We start from the raw sequence: 13,562 nt of genomic DNA on the forward strand, positions 1-13,562 counted from the left end.
CAAAGGATTGTTTATTCGGAGAATTTCGAGCGCGCGATGCTAAAGTTCGGGCCGCACCTGCCGTTATCTGGGTCAAACCGTACAGGAACGCCATCGTGAAAATCGATACCACTCCGAACCCGAGCCCCGTCGCGCCGGCCAGCACCGGCAACGGCGCCGCTCGCCCGCAATCCGGCGCGGCCGCGTCGACGGCGCCGCAGGCGTCCGACGCCGGGTCCGCCGGCGGCGACGCGACCGTGAACCTGTCCGGTCTGTCGGGCCAGTTGCGCGCGCAGTCGGCCTCCGGCGGCGCGGACATCGACATGGGCCTCGTCCAGTCGATCAAGGACGCATTGAAGGACGGCACGCTGACGATCGACGCGAACAAGATCGCCGACGGCGTGCTGAACACCGCGCGCGAACTGCTGCAGCAGCAGCGGCCGCGCGGCAACTGAGCCGGTTCCCGGTTTGCCGGCGCCCGGCGCGACGAGCATCACGCGATGAGAGAAGAACTGCTGGCCACGGTCAACGACGAGCACGCGACGGTCGAAGCGTTCGCGTCGCTGCTCGCGTATGAGGAAAAGGCGCTGACGACGGCCGAGCCGCTCGCGATGCTGCCCGACATCGTCGAGAAGAAGACCGCGCTGCTCGACCGGCTCGCGCAGCTCGAGCGCACGCGCGACACGCAGCTCGCGGCGCTCGGCTTTCCGGCCGGCAAGAAGGGCATGGATCTCGCCGCGGAGCGCGACACGCGCCTCGCGGGCTGCTGGACGCTGTTGCAGCAGGCCGCCGAACGCGCGCGCCGCGCGAACGCGAACAACGGAATGCTGATCCGGATCCGGATGGACTACAACGAGCGCGCGCTCGCCGTGCTGCGCTCGGCCCCCGCGCCGGCCGGCGTGTACGGGCCGGACGGACGCGTGTCGGCGCTGATGCGCTGATGCGCCGAGACGGCCGGCGAGCGCCGCGTCGCGCGCGGCGGCTGCGCCGAGCCGCACCCTGACAAACCTACAGCAGCGGACACGCCGTCACCTGCGTGCCGCGCTCCACGCACATCCGCTCGTAGTCGCGCAGATACGCACGCTCGTCGTCGTCGAGCAGCGCCAGATCGATCAGATCCCAGTCGTAGCCGACCGCAACGAGATTCTCGAAGCGCACCTTGTCCGGCTCGCGCTCGCTCGGGCGGATGATGACGATGTTCTCGATCCGCACGCCGCCCTTGCCCGGCACGTAGATGCCGGGCTCCACCGAAATCACCGCGTTCGGCACGAGCCCGTAGGGCGCGCCCGGCGCGAAACGCACGCCGCCTTCGTGCACGTGGATGCCGACGCCGTGTCCGGTGCCGTGCCCGTAGTCGTAGCCGTGATCGCGGCACACCTGACGCACGAGCGCGTCGACGTCGCCGCCCGTCGCGTCTTTCGGGTAATGCGTGACGAGCCCCTTGATGCACGCCTTCAGCGCGACCGTGTAGATCTCGCGCTGCCACGGCTGCGCGACCGTGTCCGCACGCGTGCGCCGCAGGACGACGCGCGTGCAGTCGGTCGCGAAACCCGCTTCGTAGTACGCGCCGCTGTCGAGCAGCACGAGTTCGCCTTCGGTCAGCTCGACGTCGGCGCTCGCGGCCGTGTAATGCGCGTGCGCGCTGTTCGCGCCGTTCGCCGCGATCGACGGAAACGTCAGCGCGACGGCCGAGCGCGCGCCGTACGCGTCGTTGATCGCGCGCGCCAGATCGTATTCTGTGTGCCGCCGGCCGGGCTCGCCGGCCTTCGCCCAGCGCATCGTCTCGGCGATCGCCGCCGAACTGCGCGCGAACGCGTCGCGGAACCGGTCGAGCACGGCCGGCGTCTTCGTGGCCCGCATCGCTTCGACCGGATTGAAGTCGATGTGCGACGCATGCGGCCAGACGCGGCGCACGCTGTCGGCAAGCGCGCAGTTGACCGCGTCGAAGCCGTAGCAGACGTGCTCGACCGCGAACCGCGCAACGAAGCGCTCGAGTGCGCCGAAGTCGCGCCGGATCACGTGCAGCGCCGGATACGACGCGAGTTCGACCGGGCAGCGATCGCAGCCTTCCGGCAGGAACAGCACGATCTGCTCGCCGATCACGAACAGGAAGCCCAGATGCGACGACGCATTCGGCAGATGGTAGCCGCGGCTGTTCAGCAGATAGGCGAGATCGTCGGACGCGCAGGTGACGAATGCGGTCTTGCCGTCGGCCGCGCCGGTCCGCGCGGCGAGCCGCCCGTTCAGCGCCGCGACGTGCTCGGCGACGCGCGCGCCCGTCATCGACTCCGGCAGCTCGAAGATCGGCCGCTCGACGTGCCAGCCGGGCAGCGCGATCGCGCGATCGACGGCGCGATCCGCGACGCTCGTCCACGTCAGCGACGCGTCGCGCGTCGCGGCGAACAGGCGCTCGCGCTGGCCGACGCTGACGCGCCAGCCGTCGTAGCCGATGCGCGGCACGTGGGCCGCGTGCGCGACCAGCCAGTCCGCGATCGCGGCCCAGATCGTCCGATCGAGGCCGAGCTTCTCGACGCGCACGCGCGCGGGGTCGCACTGCTGCTCGGCCTGCAGGTGATAGCGACCGTCGACGAACAGCACGAACGGCGGCATGCCGAGCGCACGCGCGGCCGCTTCGCCGAGAAACACGCCGCAGCCGGCCGAGCCGTCGAAGCCCGACAGCGCGTAGCGCGGATTGTTGTGGCGCGGCAGATACTCGGTCACGTATTCGTCCTGCGACGTGACGACGAGCGCGTCGAGCTGCAGCGTATCGAGTGCGCGCGACAGCGCGGCCTGCGTGTCGGCAACGGAAGCTTGATACGGCGAGAGGCTGGAAAAGCTGTATGTCAGTCGATCGATCATCGAAGGGTCGTCCTGTCGTTGTTATCGGCACGCGTGCTGCGGCGTGCGCGTTGTGCTCGCATGCGGCGAAACCGGCTGGCTGGCTGGCTGGCTGGCGGCCGGGCGTTGCGCATGCAGCAAAGGCATCGGCCGCGCGGCCTGGCTCGCGCCCGCGCCCGCGCGGTGTGCCGCAGCGCCGGCCGCCGACGCGCGGATGCGCGACGATCCGGCCTTGCCGGCCGTGCGAGAATTTTCGTCACACTAAAATTTCGGCGCGCGCGCGACAGAATCTAGAGCAGCGCGGAATTGAGGTCAAGCTTAAATTTTGGTGGCACTAAAATTCCGCGACGCACGCGCGAGGCCCGCCGCGCCGACGCGGCCGAACGATGCCGCGCGGTACAATGCGCCGGCATCGCCGCCTGAAACGGCCGTGCCGCGTGCGATTCGCGGAAAACCGCATCCGGGCCGCCGGCGCCGTCCGTCCCCGCCTTCCGGCTCGCTGCCACGAAAGAGATTCATGGATTCAGACATCATGCGTATCGGCCAGCGCATTCGCCGCCTGCGCCGGGAAGCGAAGAAGACGCTGCTGGAAGTCGCGACCGAAGCGAAGCTGTCGGTCGGATTCCTGTCCCAGGTCGAACGCCATCTGACGGGCATCTCCATTTCGTCGCTCGTCAACGTCGCGAAGGCGCTGAACGTGCCGCTCGGCGCGCTGATCGACCAGCCGCGCCAGGCGCAGCCCGATTCGCACGCGGGCCGGCGCGAGTCGTACGCGGTCGACCGCACGTCGCAATGGTACGAACGGCTGTCGACGACGTTCGACGGCAGCCAGCTCAATGCGCTGAAGGTCCGGATGATGGAAGGCTACCGCTCCGAATGGGTCGCGCACGGCGGCGACGAGTTCGTGTACGTGCTGAGCGGCCGCATCTGCTACACGATCGGCAAGAAGGACTACCCGCTGTCGCCGGGCGATTCGCTGCACTTCGATGCGCGCAAGCGGCACCGTGTCGCGAACGTCGGCGACGGGCCGGCGGAAGTGATCGCGGTCGGCACGCTGCCGCTGTTCGACGACAGCCGCGCGACATTCGTCTCGGCGACGATGGACGTCGCGCAGCGCACGGGTGAAGCGCAGGCCGACGCGCGGCATGCGGACACGCGCACACGCGATGCAGCGCCGCGCCGCCGTGCGGCGGTCGCGACGAAGCGCGCCGCCAAGCCCGCCGCGCAATCGGCATCCAAGCCCGCCGATGGCGGCGCGGCGGCATCCGAGAGCGAATCGCCCGCGCGCGTCGGTCGCCGCACGGCGAGCGCACCCGCTCCGCGCAAACGCGCGGCGCGCGCGAAGCCCTAAAGCGTTGCCCCGGCAGCGGCGCAACCTGCCCGCCGCCTACGTCGACCGCCGACCCTGCCGGCGCTCGGGCGCACACCGTGGCCCGCATCGCATACGCCGTCCCGTCGTCCGCCGCCTACACCGACCGCCGAGCCTGCCGGCGCGCGGGCGCACACCGCGGCCCGCACCGCATACGCCGTCCCGTCGCCCGCCGCCTACACCGACCGCCGAGCCTGCCTGCGCGCGGGCGCACACCGTGGCCCGCACCGCATACGACGTCCCGCCGTCCCCCGCCGTTACTCGCCGATCTCGAGCGCGTGCGCAACCGCCTCGATCCGTGCGCGATGCACGGCGTCCTTGATCTTCGCCGAATCGCTGCCGGTCGCGCGCGCAATCGCGCCCGCGTCGACACTGCGCGCGGCCGCGAGCGCGACACGCAAGCGCTCGGCCTGCGGATACGGCTGCGCTTCGAGCCCGAGCCGGCCGCGCGCGTCCGCCTCGCATGCCTGCAGCATCTCCGCGAAGCGCGCCGGCTTGCGCAGCGCGTCGGTGCGTTCGAAGAACCGCACGAGCGCCGCCGCGCCCATCTCCATCACGCGATGCAGGTTGCCGTGCTCGCGCGCGACGACGAGCGCGAGGTCGCGGCATTCGTTCGGCACGCGCAGCCGCTCGCACAGCGGTTTCAGCAGATCGACGCTGCGGCCTTCGTGACCGGTGTGACGCGGCAGCACGTCGTCGGGCGTCGTGGCCTTGCCGAGATCGTGCGTGAGCGCCGCGAAGCGCACCGGCAGCGAATAGCGCTGCTTCGCCGCGTAGTCGACGACCATCATCACGTGTACGCCCGTGTCGACTTCCGGGTGATAGTCGGCGCGCTGCGGCACGCCCCACAGTCCGTCGACTTCCGGCAGGATCCGCGCGAGCGCGCCGCAGTCGCGCAGCACCGCGAACATCCGCGACGGCTTCGCTTCCATGAGCCCGCGCGCGAGCTCCTGCCATACGCGCTCGGGCACGAGCGCGTCGACTTCGCCCGCGTCGACCATCCGGCGCATCAGCGCGAGCGTATCGTCGGCCACCGTGAAGTCGGCAAAACGCGCGGCAAAGCGCGCGAGCCGCAGAATCCGCACCGGGTCCTCGACGAACGCGTCGCTCACGTGCCGGAACACGCGCGCGCGCAAATCGCGCTGCCCGTCGAACGGATCGATGACCGGGCCGATCAGCGTGCCGTCCGGGCTCACCTCGCGCGCCATCGCGTTGATCGTCAGATCGCGGCGCGCGAGATCCTCGTCGAGCGTCACGTCGGGTGCGTAGTGGAACTGGAAGCCGTGATAGCCGGCCGCCGTCTTGCGCTCCGTGCGCGCAAGCGCGTATTCCTCGTGCGTGTCCGGATGCAGGAACACCGGGAAGTCCTTGCCGACCGGCCGGAAGCCCTGCGCGATCATCTGCTCGGGCGTCGCGCCGACGACCACGTAGTCGCGGTCCTGCACCGGCACGCCGAGCAGTTCGTCGCGGATCGCACCGCCCACGGCATAGATGTTCATCGCGTCGGCTCGTATTCGGCAATCACGTTCGTCTCGCGCCGCGCGGCGTCGATCCACTGCCGGACCGCCGGCAGCGCGGTGATGCGTGCCGCATAGCCGGCCGCCTCCGGTGAGAGCGTCGGCGCGTACGTGTTGAAGCGCATCACGACGGGCGCGTACATCGCGTCGGCGATGCCGAATTCGCCGAACAGGAACGGGCCGCCCGAGGCCGCGATGCATTCGCTCCACAGCGCGTCGATCCGCGCGACGTCGGCGAGCGCTTCGGGCGTCGCGCCGCGGCCCGGCATCGACGCACGCACGTTCATCCCCATCTGCGTGCGCAGCGCCGCGAAGCCCGCGTGCATCTCGGCCGAGATGCTGCGCGCATGCGCGCGCCGCGCCGGATCGGCCGGCCACATCGGGTACTGCGGAAAGCGCTCGGCGAGCGTCTCGGCGATCGCGAGCGATTCCCAGATCGCGACGCCGTGATCGTCGATCAGGCACGGCAGCTTGCCGGACGGCGAATATTCGCGGATGCGCGCGGCCGTATCGTCGCGCCGCAGCTCGATCGCGATCTCCTCGAACGGAATGCCGAAATGCGTGAGCAGCAGCCACGGCCGCATCGACCACGACGAGTAGTTCTTGTCACCAATGACGAGTTTCATGATGGTCTTCCGAAAAGCGCGAAAGTGAAAACGGGGATGGGCGCGCCGCCGACGCCGCGCTAGCGGCGCGAGCGGAACGCTTCGAATCGCGAGCGCTGCGCGGCGTCGCCGAGATAGGCCGGCGCGATGCTTTCGAGACTCGCGGGCACGATGCCGAGTTCCGGCGCGAGCGGCCCCGACAGCACGTTCGGCACCGACATCGACGCGAGATTGTCGCGCGTGATCACGGGCTCGCCGGGCAGACACTCGAACACGCGCGCCTGCAGCTGCGCGAGCGCGTCGGGCAGCCGCACGATGCGTGCCTGCCGGCCGACCAGCGTGCCGCAGTAGCGCACCAGCTGCTCGAGCGTGTAGACGGTCGGGCCGCCCAGTTCGTACGTGCGCCCGTGCGCGGCGCTCAGCTCGAGCGTGTTGACGAACGCGCGCACGACGTCGCCGACGAATACCGGCTGAAAGCGCGCGTCGGGCATCGCGAGCGGCAGCACCGGCGCGATGCGCTGCAGCCGCGCGAACGTATTGAGAAACGCATCGCCGGGCCCGAACACGACCGACGGACGAAAGATCGTCACCGCGAGCGGCTCGGTCGCGGCGATCGCGTGCAGCGCGGCCTCGCCGTCGCCTTTCGAGCGCTGATACATGCTCGGCCCGTGCGAATCGGCGCCGAGCGCGCTCATGTGCAGCACGCGCCGCACACCGGCTTCGACGCACGCGCGCGCGAGCGCGGCCGGCAGCGCGACGTGCGCGCGCTCGAAGCCGGCGCCGTACGGCGTGCCGCGGCCGCCGTGCAGCACGCCGACCAGATTGACGGCCGCCTGCGCGCCGGCGACGAAGCGTGCGAGCGAACGCGTGTCGAACGTCTCGAGCTCGACGATGTCGACCGGCAGCATCGACAGATGGCGCGCGTGCTCGCGACGGCGCGTGCCGATCCGGACGTGCTTGCCGGCATCGATCAGCGCTGCGACGAGCCGGCTGCCGATAAAGCCGGTGCCGCCCAGCAGCGCGACGGTCTGGCCATCCATGGTCGGAACCTCAAAAGGACACTGCCGCGTCGTGCGCGGCAGTGTGAAGGTTGCGGATCAGGGCGAGATCATGCCCAGCCGTTTCTTCAACGACTGCGGTTTGCCTTCGAACAACGCCGCGTAATACACGGTGTTCGACAACACGTTCTTCACGTAGTCGCGCGTCTCGTTGAACGGGATCGTTTCCGCGAAGATCGCGCCTTCGACGGGCTGCGTCAATACCTGCCGCCACTGGCGCGGGCGGCCGGGGCCCGCGTTGTAGCCGGCCGTCGCGAGCACCGGCGAGCTGTCGAAGTTGTTGTAGATGTCGGCCAGATACCAGGTGCCGAGCTGGATATTGGTATCGATGTCGTGCATCTGCGCGCGCGTGATCGTGCCCATGCCGAGCTTCTTCGCGACGAGTTGCGCCGTGGCCGGCATCAGCTGCATCAGGCCGCCGGCGCCCGCCGACGAACGCGCGCTCGTGATGAAACGCGATTCCTGGCGGATCAGCCCGTACGCCCATTCGATGTCGAGGCCGGTCGATTGCGCGTAGCGCTCGACGATGTCGCGATACGGCGACGGATAGCGCAGCGTGAAATCGTGCTCGGCCTTCGTACGATCGGCCGTGTTGACCGTGCGGTCGAGCAGCCCGACGCGCTTGCCGTATTCGGCGGCTGCGAGCAACTGACGGTCGGTCATGCCGCGCAGCGGCCAGTTCCATTCGCGATTGCCTTCGAGCCGCAGGTTCAGCGAATAGAAGCGCTGCGCGAGCGCGAAGCCCGGCACCTTGCTCATTGCGTCGATCTCCGCGTCGCTGACGCGCGTGCGCGGCGGAATCGTCGTACGCTGACCGAGCTCCTCGCCGGCGAGCTGCCCGTAGAAGTTGAACTGGCCCGCGACCTGCTCGAATTCCTGATTCGCCTGCAGCGTGTCGCCGCTTTGCTTCAGCGCGCGCGCATGCCAGTAGATCCACGCCGGATCTTCGCGCAGCGACGGCGGCATCTGCTCGATCGACCAGCGCACCATCGGCCAGTTGCCGGCGAGCAGCGCCGCGCGCGTGCGCCATTCGTAGCCGGAATTCGACAGCGGCGCGTTCGCGGACTTCGCATACCAGACCGACGCGAGCGGCGAGCGCTTCAGCGCGCCCTGATAGCCGATCGCGCCCCACGCGATCGCCTGCTCCTGCTTCGTCAGCGACGGCGCGATCGACGTCAGCATCGCGGCCGCCGAATCCGGATCGTTGCGCGCCATCCGTCCGAGCGCGATCAGCGCGAGCTGATGCGAGGCCGCGTCGGCGCCGACGCCGCGCGCGAGGTACAGCGGCGGCGCGCTCGTCGCCTGATCGAAGCCGACCGGGCGTGCGCCGAGCGCGTCGACGATCTTGCCGCCGAGCGACGTGTAGTTCTGCTCGTACGCGAAGCGCGCCTGCTGCCACACGTCGTCGCTCGTGAACTGCTGATTGACCGCGAGCGCGGTGATGAGATCGACGCACGCGTCGCCGTAATACTTCGGCTCGACGAGCAGCGCGCGCGCCGCATCGGCGACGTTCTCGCCGCGCGCCGCGCGCGACTCGAGCGCGTAGCACTTGACCTGCGTGTCGTCGTCGAGCACGAAGCGCTTGTACTGCTCGTCGAAATTGCGCCAGTCGTGGCGCGCACCGAGCACGAGCAGATAATCGTTGCGCATGCGATCGGCGATCGCCTGCCCGTCGTAGCGCTGCAGGAACGACGCCACGGGCGCGTCCGGCGCATCGACGCGCGCGCGGCCCGTCGAGTCGAACAGCTGCGGCTTGATCTGGAAATACTCGACGTACGACGACACCGGATAGTTCGGAATCATCGCGGCGAGTTGCGCAGCCTTCGCTGCGTCGTTGCGGCGCGCCGCTTCGCGAAGCTGCACGAAGATCTGGTCGTCCCCGGCCAGCGTGTCGTCGTTCGGGGCGGCACAGGCGGCCGTGCCCGCGACGAGCGTGGCGGCCGACAGCGCGAGCGCGACCGCACGATATACTCGGAAAAGGCTGTTCGACATCGTTTTGAATGGAGCACGAATTGAGCGAAAGCATAGCACGCAACCCTGTGCCGAACCCGAAGGTTGCGCTTCGCAAAACGCTGTCCGGCGCGCGTCGCGACGCCGCGTCGCGCCCCGCCGCGAACGCTTCGCTCGAGGCGCGATTGCGTGCGTTGCTCGAGCGGCTCGCGCCCGTGACGGTCGGCTTCTACTGGCCGCTGCCCGGCGAATTCGATGCGCGCGATGCGGTGCTCGCGTGGTGCGCGGCAGGCAGCGGACGCCGCGCCGCGTTGCCCGTGATCGGCGAGCGCCACACGCCGCTCGCGTTTCACGCATGGGATGCGCACACGCCGATGCGCGAAGGCCATCACCGCATTCCGGAGCCTGCGTCCGGTGTCGTCGTCGTGCCGGACCTGCTGATGATTCCGTGCGTCGGCTTCGATCTGCAGCGCTACCGGCTCGGCTACGGCGGCGGCTATTACGATCGCACGCTCGCCGCGTGGCCGGGCGCGTCGCTGCCGGTCACGGTCGGCATCGCGTACGACGCATGCCGCGTCGACGCGCTGCCGGCCGAAGCGCACGATCTCGCGATGGACTGGATCGTGACGGACGCGCAGCTCTATCCGTCCGCCGAATGAGGGCACACGGCGGCGTGCCGCACGCATGCCGCCGTCGCGCCGAGGCGTGCAATCGTTGTTTACAGCGATGCGGCCGCGCGCGCGGCCGTGTCGTAGAGCCCCGACGCGTGGCGCAGCAGTTGCGCCGCGTCGCCGATCTGTTCGTTCGTGAGGCCGCTGTCCTTCAGCGTCTCGATCAGACAGTGCTCGCGCACCTCGCGATACTTCAGACACAAGTCGCGTCCCGCGTCGGTCGCGGAGAAGAACACTTCCTTGCCGCTTTTCTCGCTTTGCACGTAGCCGCGCGCGATCAGTTTTTTCAGCGCATAGGTCGCGACGTGCGTATCCTCGATATTGAGCACGAAGCAGATGTCGGCGAGCTTCTTCTTGCGTTCGCGATGGCTGACGTGATGGAGCAGCGATACTTCGACCGCCGTCATGTCCTTCGCGCCCGCCGCCGACATGCAACGCACCATCCATCGGTTGAATGCGTTGCCGGCCATGATCAGCCCGTATTCGAGCTCCGACAGTTCGGCGCTCGAGTCGGAGACGAGATGTTCGGACGAGACGATCTTGGTCGGATGACGCTTCATGGAGAGGCGGCGCAAGCGGGTTGTCAGGGTGTGCCGAGTGTACGCCAGAAGGTCTGGCGCACACGCTAGGCAAAAACGCTTATTGGTAACTTATCGATATTTTATCGAGAATGTACGTTAACATTGCCGTCCGAACCGTGCCAGTCCGATGACGCAACCTCGCATCTATCCGCTTGGCGACACCGCACTCGTCTGCGAAGTGCCGCCGCCCGCCACGCTCGACTGCCAGCGCCGCGTCTGGGCCGTTGCCGCGCATGCGCGCACGTGGCCCGACGTCGTCGATGTCGTGCCCGGCATGAACAACCTGACGATCGTGTTCGACGCGCTCGCCGCGAGCGCCGAATCGCTGACGCCGCTGCTGCACGACGCCTGGCAGACGGCCGACGTCGAGCACGCGGACGGGCGCGAGGTCGAGATTCCGGTCGAGTACGGCGGTGCGGCCGGTCCGGACCTGGCGGCCGTCGCCGCGCACACCGGGCTGTCGGCCGACGAGGTCGTCGAACGCCATGCGGCCGGCGAATACGTGGTGTTCTTCATCGGCTTCCAGCCGGGCTTCGCGTATCTCGGCGGTCTCGAAGCGGCGCTGCACGTGCCGCGCCGCACCGTGCCGCGCCTCGAGGTGCCGGCCGGCTCGGTCGGCATCGGCGGCGCGCAGACGGGCATCTATCCGGCCACGTCGCCCGGCGGCTGGCAACTGATCGGCCGCACGTCGCTCGCGCTCTTCGATCCGACGCGGCAGCCGCCGACGCTCTTGCTGCCCGGCGATCGCGTGCGCTTCGTCATTGCCGGAGTCGACGCACGATGAGCCAGAACCACGCACCGGGCAACATCGAAGTGATGCGCGCCGGCCCGCTGTCGAGCGTGCAGGATCTCGGCCGGCGCGGCGCGCGCCATCTCGGCGTCGCGCTCGGCGGCGCACTCGACGGGCTCGCGCTCGAAGTCGGCAACCGGCTCGTCGGCAACCGTCCGGACGCGGCCGCCGTCGAAATCACGATCGGTCCCGCCGCGTTCCGCTTCACGCGCGCGGCGCGCATCGCGATCACCGGCACCGAGTTCGGCGCGACGCTCGACGGCAAGCCCGTGTATTCGTGGTGGAGCCTGCCCGTCGAAGCCGGACAGACGCTCGTGCTGCCGGCCGCCAAGCGCGGGATGCGCGGCTATCTGTGCATCGCCGGCGGCATCGACGTGCTGCCCGTGCTCGGCTCGCGCAGCACCGATCTCGCCTCGCATTTCGGCGGCCTCGGCGGTCGCGCGCTGCGCGACGGCGATCGCCTGCCGGTCGGCGTGCCGCCGGCCGGCATCGGCTGCCTCGCGCCCGATGCCCCGGAGTTCGGCGTGAAGGCGCCGGCCTGGTGCGCGTTCGTGCGCGTCGACGAGCCGCCGCGCCGCCATCGGCCCGCGCATGCGCCGTGGGCGATGCCCGTGCGCGTGCTGCCGGGCCCCGACTTCGCGTCGTTCGCGGCCGATTCGCAGCAGGCGTTCTGGGACGAGGAGTGGCTCGTTACCGCGAACAGCAACCGGATGGGCTATCGCCTCGCGGGTGTCGAACTCGTGCGCGAGCGGCCGGCCGAACTGCTGTCGCACGCGGTGCTGCCCGGCACGATCCAGGTGCCGCCGAACGGCCAGCCGATCGTGCTGATGCACGACGCGCAGACCACCGGCGGCTATCCGAAGATCGGCACGGTGATCCGCGCCGATCTGTGGAAGCTCGCGCAGGCGCGGCTGAACCTGCCGATCCGCTTCGTGCGCACGACGCCCGAGGCCGCGCGCGCCGCGTTGATCGCGGAACGCGCCTACCTGCGTCAGATCGACGTCGCGATCGAGATGCGCGAGGAGGCGCGCCGCCGCGCGCAGTCGCGCGCCGCGTGACGACGTCCGGAACGCGACGGCGTTCCGGGCGCGCCGCGCAATGAGTGGATGAGGAACATCATGGAAATCGACCTGAATGCCGATCTCGGCGAAGGATGCGGATCGGACGAGGCGCTGCTCGACCTCGTCACGTCGGCAAACATCGCATGCGGCTGGCATGCCGGCGGCGCCAATGCGATGCGCGACTGCGTGCGCTGGGCCGTGCAGAAAGGCGTGGCGATCGGCGCGCATCCGAGCTTTCACGATCCGGAGAATTTCGGGCGCAAGGAAATGCAGCTGCCGGCCGGCGACATCTATGCGGGCGTGCTGTATCAGCTCGGTGCGCTGTCGGCGATCGCGCAGGCGGAAGGCGGACGCATCGCGCACGTGAAGCCGCACGGCGCGCTGTACAACCAGGCGGCGCGCGATCCGATGATCGCGGATGCGGTCGTGTCGGCGATCCACGATTTCGATCCGTCGCTCGCGGTGTTCGGGCTTGCGAACAGCGTGTTCGTGGCCGCCGCGCGGCAAGCGGGGCTCGCGGCCGTCGAAGAGGTCTTCGCCGATCGCGGCTATCGCGCCGACGGGTCGCTCGTCCCGCGCAGCGAGCCCGGTGCGCTGATCGACGACGAAGACGCGGTGCTCGCGCGGACGCTCGACATGGTGCGCGACCGGCAAGTGCGTGCGGTGAGCGGCGAATGGGTGCCGCTCAATGCGCAGACAGTCTGCCTGCACGGCGACGGACCGCATGCGCTCGCGTTCGCGAGAAGGATTCGGGAGGCGCTGGAAAAGGCCGGTGTCGAAGTGGTTGCGCCGGCGGTGTTGCAGGCGGGTGAAGAGACGTAAGTCCTGTCGCCGCCAGGCGGCGCCTTGCTCCGTGCGCGGTGTTTCTCGCGCGGACGAGCGAGGTTCCGTCGCCCGACCGGGCAAAGGCAGTCCTCGGGCGGCGGCGGATCTTTTTCGCCCGCAGTACGTTTCCGGCCGCCATCGGCCGGACGGTTTCAGGACACGCATCGATAGACGGCGAAGCCGCGGCGATGGTGCCACCCGAAAAGCGCCGCGCGGGCGCTTTTTCTTTTGGCGGTGGACGCGCTCTGATTGATTGCGGTCCTCGCGAGCGTCCTGACGTGCCGCGCTCTTTCCTTGCTTGCCCGGTATGCGGGCGCG

The 13,562-nt window shown here is 69.5% G+C and carries 13 protein-coding genes; 7 read left to right on the plus strand and 6 right to left on the minus strand.

Going from position 1 to position 13,562, the window contains the following annotated elements; genetic code table 11:
* Positions 1 to 95: 95 nt before the first annotated feature.
* Together flgM and ACSHSS_RS00450 are read left to right on the plus strand one after the other, a co-directional pair.
* Positions 96 to 434, plus strand: coding sequence for a flagellar biosynthesis anti-sigma factor FlgM (flgM, locus tag ACSHSS_RS00445; protein ID WP_006402754.1), 339 nt, complete (start codon positions 96 to 98; stop codon positions 432 to 434).
* Positions 435 to 479: 45 nt separating this feature from the next.
* Positions 480 to 920 (plus strand): flagella synthesis protein FlgN, encoded by a 441-nt coding sequence (locus ACSHSS_RS00450; protein ID WP_006402753.1) that lies wholly within the window; start codon positions 480 to 482, stop codon positions 918 to 920.
* 67 nt (positions 921 to 987) lie between these two features.
* Here the strand turns inward: ACSHSS_RS00450 and ACSHSS_RS00455 are convergent, their stop codons facing one another.
* Entirely contained in the window at positions 988 to 2,838 is a 1,851-nt protein-coding gene (locus ACSHSS_RS00455; RefSeq protein WP_212160286.1) for a M24 family metallopeptidase, read from the minus strand.
* 496 nt (positions 2,839 to 3,334) lie between these two features.
* Here ACSHSS_RS00455 and ACSHSS_RS00460 point away from each other — a divergent pair, with 496 nt between their 5' ends.
* Complete coding sequence (locus ACSHSS_RS00460; protein WP_212160289.1) at positions 3,335 to 4,168, plus strand: helix-turn-helix domain-containing protein; 834 nt, start codon at positions 3,335 to 3,337, stop codon at positions 4,166 to 4,168.
* A 275-nt stretch (positions 4,169 to 4,443) separates the two neighbouring features.
* Here ACSHSS_RS00460 and ACSHSS_RS00465 read toward each other — a convergent pair whose 3' ends face one another.
* Genes ACSHSS_RS00465 through ACSHSS_RS00480 form a run of 4 tightly spaced genes read right to left on the minus strand, consistent with a single transcriptional unit; the run spans position 4,444 to position 9,358 of the window.
* Positions 4,444 to 5,685: a multifunctional CCA addition/repair protein gene (locus ACSHSS_RS00465; RefSeq protein ID WP_006402749.1), complete on the minus strand. Its 1,242-nt coding sequence runs from the start codon at positions 5,683 to 5,685 to the stop codon at positions 4,444 to 4,446.
* Positions 5,682 to 6,329, minus strand: coding sequence for a glutathione S-transferase family protein (locus ACSHSS_RS00470; protein WP_006402748.1), 648 nt, complete (start codon positions 6,327 to 6,329; stop codon positions 5,682 to 5,684). Before ACSHSS_RS00470 ends, ACSHSS_RS00465 begins: the two co-directional genes overlap by 4 nt.
* A gap of 59 nt (positions 6,330 to 6,388) precedes the next feature.
* On the minus strand, positions 6,389 to 7,348 hold the full coding sequence (locus ACSHSS_RS00475; RefSeq protein ID WP_060183596.1) for a complex I NDUFA9 subunit family protein: 960 nt from the start codon (positions 7,346 to 7,348) through the stop codon (positions 6,389 to 6,391).
* Positions 7,349 to 7,405: 57 nt separating this feature from the next.
* Positions 7,406 to 9,358, minus strand: a complete 1,953-nt coding sequence (locus tag ACSHSS_RS00480; RefSeq protein WP_212161323.1) for a lytic transglycosylase domain-containing protein — start codon at positions 9,356 to 9,358, stop codon at positions 7,406 to 7,408.
* Between the two features lie 8 nt (positions 9,359 to 9,366).
* Here ACSHSS_RS00480 and ACSHSS_RS00485 point away from each other — a divergent pair, with 8 nt between their 5' ends.
* A complete protein-coding gene (locus ACSHSS_RS00485) occupies positions 9,367 to 9,975 on the plus strand; it encodes a 5-formyltetrahydrofolate cyclo-ligase (protein WP_212161320.1) in 609 nt (202 codons plus the stop codon).
* Between the two features lie 59 nt (positions 9,976 to 10,034).
* Here the strand turns inward: ACSHSS_RS00485 and ACSHSS_RS00490 are convergent, their stop codons facing one another.
* Positions 10,035 to 10,547, minus strand: coding sequence for a winged helix DNA-binding protein (locus tag ACSHSS_RS00490; protein WP_006408041.1), 513 nt, complete (start codon positions 10,545 to 10,547; stop codon positions 10,035 to 10,037).
* 148 nt (positions 10,548 to 10,695) lie between these two features.
* Between ACSHSS_RS00490 and pxpB the strand changes: the two genes are divergently transcribed.
* The 3 genes from pxpB to pxpA are packed head-to-tail and all read left to right on the plus strand — an operon-like array spanning position 10,696 to position 13,241.
* On the plus strand, positions 10,696 to 11,352 hold the full coding sequence (pxpB, locus tag ACSHSS_RS00495) for a 5-oxoprolinase subunit PxpB (protein ID WP_006402743.1): 657 nt from the start codon (positions 10,696 to 10,698) through the stop codon (positions 11,350 to 11,352).
* Positions 11,349 to 12,416 (plus strand): 5-oxoprolinase subunit C family protein, encoded by a 1,068-nt coding sequence (locus ACSHSS_RS00500; protein WP_006402742.1) that lies wholly within the window; start codon positions 11,349 to 11,351, stop codon positions 12,414 to 12,416. The genes pxpB and ACSHSS_RS00500 overlap by 4 nt, the downstream gene beginning before the upstream one ends.
* A 60-nt stretch (positions 12,417 to 12,476) precedes the next feature.
* A complete protein-coding gene (gene pxpA, locus ACSHSS_RS00505; RefSeq protein ID WP_035952672.1) occupies positions 12,477 to 13,241 on the plus strand; it encodes a 5-oxoprolinase subunit PxpA in 765 nt (254 codons plus the stop codon).
* Positions 13,242 to 13,562 lie beyond the last annotated feature (321 nt).

The organism is Burkholderia sp. BC1 (assembly GCF_052683555.1).

Excerpts from the sequence above, each read along its gene's own strand:
- ACSHSS_RS00450 (WP_006402753.1), top strand. The coding sequence starts at position 480 with ATGAGAGAAGAACTGCTGGCCACGGTCAACGACGAGCACGCGACGGTC.
- ACSHSS_RS00455 (WP_212160286.1), bottom strand. The coding sequence starts at position 2,838 with ATGATCGATCGACTGACATACAGCTTTTCCAGCCTCTCGCCGTATCAA.
- ACSHSS_RS00460 (WP_212160289.1), top strand. The coding sequence starts at position 3,335 with ATGGATTCAGACATCATGCGTATCGGCCAGCGCATTCGCCGCCTGCGC.
- ACSHSS_RS00465 (WP_006402749.1), bottom strand. The coding sequence starts at position 5,685 with ATGAACATCTATGCCGTGGGCGGTGCGATCCGCGACGAACTGCTCGGC.
- ACSHSS_RS00470 (WP_006402748.1), bottom strand. The coding sequence starts at position 6,329 with ATGAAACTCGTCATTGGTGACAAGAACTACTCGTCGTGGTCGATGCGG.
- ACSHSS_RS00475 (WP_060183596.1), bottom strand. The coding sequence starts at position 7,348 with ATGGATGGCCAGACCGTCGCGCTGCTGGGCGGCACCGGCTTTATCGGC.
- ACSHSS_RS00480 (WP_212161323.1), bottom strand. The coding sequence starts at position 9,358 with ATGTCGAACAGCCTTTTCCGAGTATATCGTGCGGTCGCGCTCGCGCTG.
- ACSHSS_RS00485 (WP_212161320.1), top strand. The coding sequence starts at position 9,367 with ATGGAGCACGAATTGAGCGAAAGCATAGCACGCAACCCTGTGCCGAAC.
- ACSHSS_RS00490 (WP_006408041.1), bottom strand. The coding sequence starts at position 10,547 with ATGAAGCGTCATCCGACCAAGATCGTCTCGTCCGAACATCTCGTCTCC.
- pxpB (WP_006402743.1), top strand. The coding sequence starts at position 10,696 with ATGACGCAACCTCGCATCTATCCGCTTGGCGACACCGCACTCGTCTGC.
- ACSHSS_RS00500 (WP_006402742.1), top strand. The coding sequence starts at position 11,349 with ATGAGCCAGAACCACGCACCGGGCAACATCGAAGTGATGCGCGCCGGC.
- pxpA (WP_035952672.1), top strand. The coding sequence starts at position 12,477 with ATGGAAATCGACCTGAATGCCGATCTCGGCGAAGGATGCGGATCGGAC.